The organism is Leucobacter sp. 7(1), from assembly GCF_900163635.1.
Taxonomy (GTDB): Bacteria; Actinomycetota; Actinomycetes; order Actinomycetales; family Microbacteriaceae; genus Leucobacter.
Window position 1 is genome coordinate 26,140 of sequence record NZ_FUID01000049.1, and the last position, 6,198, is coordinate 32,337.

The 6,198-nt window shown below is 61.1% G+C and carries 6 protein-coding genes; 3 read left to right on the forward strand and 3 right to left on the reverse strand.

Annotation, left to right across the window (positions count from 1 at the left end; translation table 11 throughout):
- The 3 genes from FM113_RS09125 to FM113_RS09135 are packed head-to-tail and all read right to left on the reverse strand — an operon-like array spanning position 1 to position 2,199.
- Positions 1 to 786: a glycosyltransferase family 2 protein gene (locus tag FM113_RS09125; RefSeq protein ID WP_087013870.1), complete on the reverse strand. Its 786-nt coding sequence runs from the start codon at positions 784 to 786 to the stop codon at positions 1 to 3.
- Positions 776 to 1,327, reverse strand: a complete 552-nt coding sequence (locus FM113_RS09130; RefSeq protein ID WP_176387141.1) for an FcoT family thioesterase — start codon at positions 1,325 to 1,327, stop codon at positions 776 to 778. Before FM113_RS09130 ends, FM113_RS09125 begins: the two co-directional genes overlap by 11 nt.
- Entirely contained in the window at positions 1,324 to 2,199 is an 876-nt protein-coding gene (locus FM113_RS09135) for a TauD/TfdA family dioxygenase (RefSeq protein ID WP_254908940.1), read from the reverse strand. The genes FM113_RS09130 and FM113_RS09135 overlap by 4 nt, the downstream gene beginning before the upstream one ends.
- Positions 2,200 to 2,341: 142 nt before the next feature.
- Between FM113_RS09135 and FM113_RS09140 the strand changes: the two genes are divergently transcribed.
- The 3 genes from FM113_RS09140 to FM113_RS09150 form a co-directional block, all read left to right on the forward strand.
- On the forward strand, positions 2,342 to 2,566 hold the full coding sequence (locus FM113_RS09140; RefSeq protein WP_087013875.1) for a heavy-metal-associated domain-containing protein: 225 nt from the start codon (positions 2,342 to 2,344) through the stop codon (positions 2,564 to 2,566).
- Entirely contained in the window at positions 2,563 to 4,632 is a 2,070-nt protein-coding gene (locus FM113_RS09145; protein WP_254908941.1) for a cytochrome c oxidase assembly protein, read from the forward strand. The genes FM113_RS09140 and FM113_RS09145 overlap by 4 nt, the downstream gene beginning before the upstream one ends.
- Positions 4,629 to 6,198, forward strand: a 1,570-nt coding sequence (locus FM113_RS09150; protein WP_087013878.1) for a cation-translocating P-type ATPase, incomplete at its 3' end; no start/stop codon positions are given. The genes FM113_RS09145 and FM113_RS09150, both read left to right, overlap by 4 nt.

Here is a 6,198-nt window from a genome sequence, read left to right on the forward strand (position 1 = left end):
CTACGACAGGGGGAACTGACCGCGAACCGACAGTGGGGTGTCGGATTGATGCATAGGGTCAACTGCGATCAGGCGTTCTCTCGCGGTGCGTCGCTCACGAACCAACGTGGCAAGCACCCGTTTCCCATCGCGCCAAGCGTTGAGATTGCTGACTCCATGGATACGGGAGCGTTCATGGCTCGGAACCTCAGTGATCGGGACACCTGCGAGCGCAGCCCGCACGTTGATCAGGGTCTCAATCTCGAATCCATCGCCCCACTGAGGTGCCCCTCCCGCAGGTTCTGGATCGGGGAGGTCGAGGAGCGGGAGCAGGTCGCGGTGAAGGGCGTTGTACCCGTAGCACAGGTCTGTGTAGCGCACCCCAAACATCAGGTTCGTCAGTAGCGTCAATCCCACGTTTCCGGCATTGCGGAGGTGAGTGATGTCGTCACTTCCTCCGCCCCGCGACCGGGTGCCTTTCGCGAACATCGCACCGTCGGTGATTGCCCCCACGAAACGTGGGATCTCGTCAGGATCGGCGGAGCCGTCAGCATCGAACATGACGATGATGTCTCCGGTGGCGGCCGCGAAGCCGCACGCCACCGCGTTGCCTTTGCCGTATCGGGTTTGTTCGATGACACGGGCGTCAGGCCGGAGAGACCTTACGAGTTCGCTCGTACGGTGAAACCTCGCCCCTTCCACGATGATGAGTTCGTATTGCGCCGGAATCTTGGGGAGCACTTCCTCGAGGTTCTGCGCTTCATCCAAAGACGGGACGATGACCGTAACAGTGGCATCAGGGGTCATGCTGGTCACCTGATGCGGGAGCGTTGACGAGCGCGAGGGCTACCTCGCCTTTCGCGCGGCCGCCGTTGTCGTCTTCGAAGCGGATGCTCGTCTCCAGGGTGAGCATGCCGCGCGAGAGCGCGCGGGTGCTGAGGCTCGTGATCGTGAAATCGGCACGGAACCCGCGTGCATCGATCGGTCGCTGGTAGCTGCTGGTGAGCTTGTGGATGAGGACATCGGGGAGTTGCCGCGCCCAGTAATCGTCGAGTGTCCAGTGTGAGAACGCGGGCAGGAGGGAATGCTGCACGGCGACCGCAAGGGTCGTGTACATGAGCTGGTTGTAGCAGATCACGAACTCGGCTGCGTTGAAGTGGCCGGTATCGTCGATGTAGCAAGATTCGCCGATCCGGAACTGTCCACGGGAGGCGACCTGCCCCTCTTCGGAGAGGGTCACCTCCGCGCCGGTGAGATAGATGCATCCCTTGGGCCGGTATGGGTTCACCGCCCGGTGAAACACCGGTTCGCGGTCATCGAGCCGCCCCGTCGAGAACCGTGCGGTCACAGTGCGCGAGCGTAGAGGGGGAGGCCGTCGAGCGCGGTGACGCGGTGGGAGACCGTCGCTGCAGGCGTGGTGGTGTGCAGTGCACGGTGGATCAGCGTGCGGTTGTCCCAGATGACGATGTCTCCGGGCTCGTATGCGTGCTGGTAGATATTGGGGTGCGCGAACTCCTGGTCGAGTTGCCCGGTCGCTTCGAAGAGCTTGTCGAGCAGGTCGGGATCGTCGCTGCCGTTGAGCTCGACGGTGAAGCCCTCGCTGATGAAGAGGATCTTCTCGCCGGTGACGGGATGCTCCATGACGGTAGGGAAGGTAACTGCCGGCGTGTGCTCCTCAACTTCGCGGATGATCTCACCGAGAGGGCGATAGACATCATCGGGACGAATCTTGAAGAACTTCCGCACGCTATGCGAACACGTGGTCCCCGCTGCAGCATCCTTCAGTTCCTGCGGGAGCGCCTCGTATGCGGCAGCCATGTTGATGAAGAACGTGCCGCGGTTCTTCGGCGGCAGCACCTTCGGTGAGAAGATCGTGAACGCGAACGGCTGCGGCATGAACTGGTAGTCAGCGTGCCAGAACTTCCCTGTCTTCGGCACGCCGATCTGCTTGCCGTCCTCGGGGATGTTCGAGGAGACGAAGATCTCCTCAAAGTCCGGGTGGTGATACATCGGTTCGTGATAGCTCACCAGATCGCCGAACATGCGGCCGAGTTTCACGAACTGCTCCGGGGTGATGTCGCCCTGGTTCCTGAGCACGGCCACCTTGTCTCGGTAGATCGACTGCTTCAGCCGGTCGATGTCCTCGGACGTCACGGTGTCGACGTTGAAGTCCTTGACCACCACGCCCATAGTGTCGTCGTTCCCCTGCTCTACGATCACGTCTGCCTCCTCCTGATAGCACTACAAGACGTAGTAACTCTACATGACGTAGTTGCTGCGAGTGCCCTGGAAGACCACACATCTCGACGTGTCGTAGACTTAGCGGTGGTTGTGTCCGAAGAAGTGAAAGGCTCGCACCCCGATGAACGAACTGGAATTCCGCGTCAACGGGATGACTTGCGGGCACTGCGAGCAGGCACTCTCCGCTGAACTCCTCGCGGTAAGTGGCGTTGTAGAGGCAGACGTCAACGCCGCTTCGGGGGCAGTCGCAGTGCGCTATGGAGGCTTGGTTGAGCGATCTGCTATCGAGAACGCCGTTTCTGAAGCAGGTTTCGAGCTCGTCGCCTGGGAGAACGAGGGTTCTTGACCACCGCTCCTTCGACCCAGAATGATGCGGCTCGCGCGAACGATCCAGTAGTCATCAATAGACGCTCGGGCGTCGTACGCACCCTGGCTGCCTTGTGCGCCGGTCTCGTTCTCGTGCCTCCACCGCTGGTCACGATACTTGCGGGTCCAGCACCCTACGATCTACTTCGCCGGAGCTTCCCGGGTCTTGACGTCGGTATCCTCACTGCAGCCGGCCAGGCCATCGCTGATGTCGCCGCAATGGTGACCATCGGCGCGCTACTGACGCTGCTGTTCTTCCGGGATGCGCGAGGGCGGAATGCTGATCTTTTGCGCAGCCCGCTGGAGTTGAAAGTGCTCCAGATCGGTTCAGGGGTGTGGGCTTCTGCCGCGGGCGCGATGGTGGTGTTCACTATCTTCGATAACAACGGACAGCCTTTCGCGCGGCTGGAGATTTCGAGGGCGCTGTCTTTCCTGTATGAAGCAAGTTCCTTCCCCAAAGCGTGGACAGTGACGTTGCTCGCCGCTCTCGTCGTGTTCTTCTTCAGCATGTTCATCGAGCATTGGACGGGCCTGCTGATTCCGCTTTGGGCAGCGTGTTTCGGCGTACTGGCCCCCGTGGTAGTCGGACAGATTCTTGTCGGGCCCGAACACGACTTCGGAAGCGACGCAGGCATCTATCAGTCTTTGCTTACCAGCGCTGCGTTCGGAGTGATCCTGCTGGCAGGGATCCGGGTCGCATCCGGTCGCCTGGTCTCTGTGGAGATTCTTCCGCGTATCTTCCTGCTGCTTGCATTCACTCTTACGGTTGTTGTCGGAGCTGATCTTCTCCTTGCCTGGTTCAAACTCGCGGGAACCGGGTTTCTCGACTCCGTCACCGGTTGGCAGATCATTACGCGGTGGATCTTCCTGGCGATCATCTGCGGGCTGACGATGTATTCGTGGAGCATTTGGCGACGTCGGCGCATTAACGAGAAGCGGCTGGTGCGCGTGCTTGGCGGTATGGCCATCGCGATCGCGGGATGGGTGGGCGTCACCGCCGCGATGACCCGTTTCCCGCCTCCGCACTATTTTGTCCCCACGAGCATCTCGCAGGTGTTCTTGGGCTTCGAAGTGAATGAGTCGCCAACACCGCTCGTGCTCTTCACGCACTGGCGGCCGAACATTCTCTTCCTGCTCCTCGCAGTGGCAGCGGTCACGGTGTATCTCGTCGCAGTGAGCACTCTCCGCCGGCGTGGGGATGCTTGGCCGGTGGGACGGACCGTGGCCTGGGTGAGCGGCTGGGTTGTGGTGGTGTTTGTCACCAGCTCGGGTTTCGGCAAGTACTCAGCACCCGATTTCGGCATCCACATGATCGTGCACATGAGCCTGAACATGCTGGCGCCGATTCTGCTGGTCATGGGCGGCATCGTGACACTCCTCCTACGCTCGACCAAGTCGAATCCGAAGCTCCCTGCCGGGATCCATGACTGGGTCACCTGGGCTTTGCACTGGCGCGTGCTTCGTTTCATCTACAACCCTCTGATTGTCTTCGCGCTGTTCGTCGGCTCGTACTATGGCCTGTATTTTTCGGGCATCTTCGGCGAGTACATGCGTTTCCACTGGGCCCACCAGTTCATGAACGTGCACTTCCTCATCGCGGGTTATCTGTTCTACGGCTTAGTCATCGGCGTGGACCGTCCTCCGCGACCGCTCCCTCACATCGGCAAGCTCGGCTTTGTGCTTGCGGCAATGCCCTTCCACGCCTTCTTCGGTGTCATCCTGATGTCTGGCGGCGATATCATCGCCGAGAACTTCTACCGGTACCTTGCCTTGCCCTGGGCCGACCTCAAAGCATCCCAATACTTGGGCGGCGGAGTCGCTTGGGCAGGCGGGGAAATCCCTCTCCTCCTCGTCATCATCGCTCTCGGCGTGCAGTGGTCGAGACAGGACGCAAAGGATGCACGCCGCAAAGATCGTCACCTCGACGCGGGCCTTGATGACGAGTTCGACGACTACAACCGGATGCTCGAAAAGCTCAGTGCTCGACAAGCTCGCAACGTGCGAGGGCCCCAGCTTCCCGGCACGAAGGAAGGAACCAGCTCATGACGATCCAACAGAACGCCACGGATCCCCTTCAACTCGATATCTCCGGCATGACCTGCGCCGCATGCGCGGGTCGAGTAGAGCGTGCCTTGGGCCAACTCGACGGAGTAACGGCAAGTGTGAACTACGCCACGGAACGCGCCATCATCACTGGGCTTTCGCCCGCCGACGCGGACCTCGCAGTGCGTCGAGTGGAGAAAGCCGGATACGGAGCCCGCGTCCACGATGACGCCGACGACGCCTGGTCGAGACGCGCAACAGAGGTGAGGATCACCTCCCTCCGGCGCAGACTGCTGGTCGCCGCGATCCTCACAGTTCCACTGATGGACATCACGATCGTCCTCGCACTCGTCCCAGGCTGGCGCTTCCCCGGCTGGGAATGGCTCTGTATCCTGCTCGCGCTTCCCATCGTCACCTGGGCGGCATGGCCGTTTCACAAAGCAACCCTCCGCAACCTCCGCCACGGCAACGTCAGCATGGACACCCTCGTGTCACTCGGCATCGCAGCATCGTTCGGCTGGGCGGTCACGTCCCTTCTGCTCGGTATCGGGCAGGACGGAGCCGGATACTGGCTCGGCTTCGGCGTCACCCCGGAAGGAGCAAACTCCATCTACCTGGATGTTGCTGCCGGGATGACCACATTCCAACTCGCCGGGCGGTACTTCGAAACACGCTCCAGACGAAAAGCGGGAGATGTCCTCGGCGCACTGGGTCAGCTTGCCGCCACCCATGTGCGCATTACCCGGGATGGCGGCGAGAGCATCGAACCGGCCGGTTCGCTCCGAGTTGGGGATACTTTCGTGGTCCTTCCAGGCGAGACGATTCCGGCGGATGGCACGATCAGTGCCGGGTACGCGTCTGTGGACACCAGCATGTTGACAGGGGAACCCGTCCCGAAGGATATCGGCCCGAGAGACAACGTTGTTGGTGGAACGATCAGCACCAACGGAAGACTCGAAGTGCTCGCGGTCTCGGTCGGGGCGCATACCCAGCTCGCGCAGATGGCCGCCCTTGCCGAACAGGCCCAATCCCGTAAAGCTCGAGTACAGACCCTCGTAGACCGCATCACCACCTACTTCGTTCCCGCAGTCATCGCTCTCGCGATTCTCGTGACACTTGCATGGATGCTCGCAGGCACGGCATTCCAAGACGCCTTCGGTATCGGAATCGCGGTGCTGATTATTGCCTGCCCCTGCGCTCTCGGACTCGCGACCCCCACTGCGCTCATGGTGGGTATTGGACGAGGTGCAAGTTTGGGCATCCTTGTCAAAGGACAAGACGCACTCGAAGCGAGCGGAACCATCACCACCGTCGTCCTGGATAAGACCGGCACACTGACCGCCGGCACGATGACAGTGACGAGCACAGCCACCGCAGCACACATTAGGGAGCACGAGCTGCTCAGCGTAGCCGCGTCAGTCGAGCAAGGCTCGGAGCACATCATTGCCCGCGCAATCATGGCCGCAGCTAAGAAGCAGATCACGGATCTAGAGCCCGCAGCTGACTTCAGCATTGTTCCCGGGAAGGGAGCGACAGCGACGGTCTCTGGCAAACTCGCCATTGTCGGCA

Bases quoted from the DNA above. Each gene is read 5' to 3' on its own strand.
- FM113_RS09125 (WP_087013870.1), bottom strand. From the start codon at position 786: ATGACCCCTGATGCCACTGTTACGGTCATCGTCCCGTCTTTGGATGAA.
- FM113_RS09140 (WP_087013875.1), top strand. From the start codon at position 2,342: ATGAACGAACTGGAATTCCGCGTCAACGGGATGACTTGCGGGCACTGC.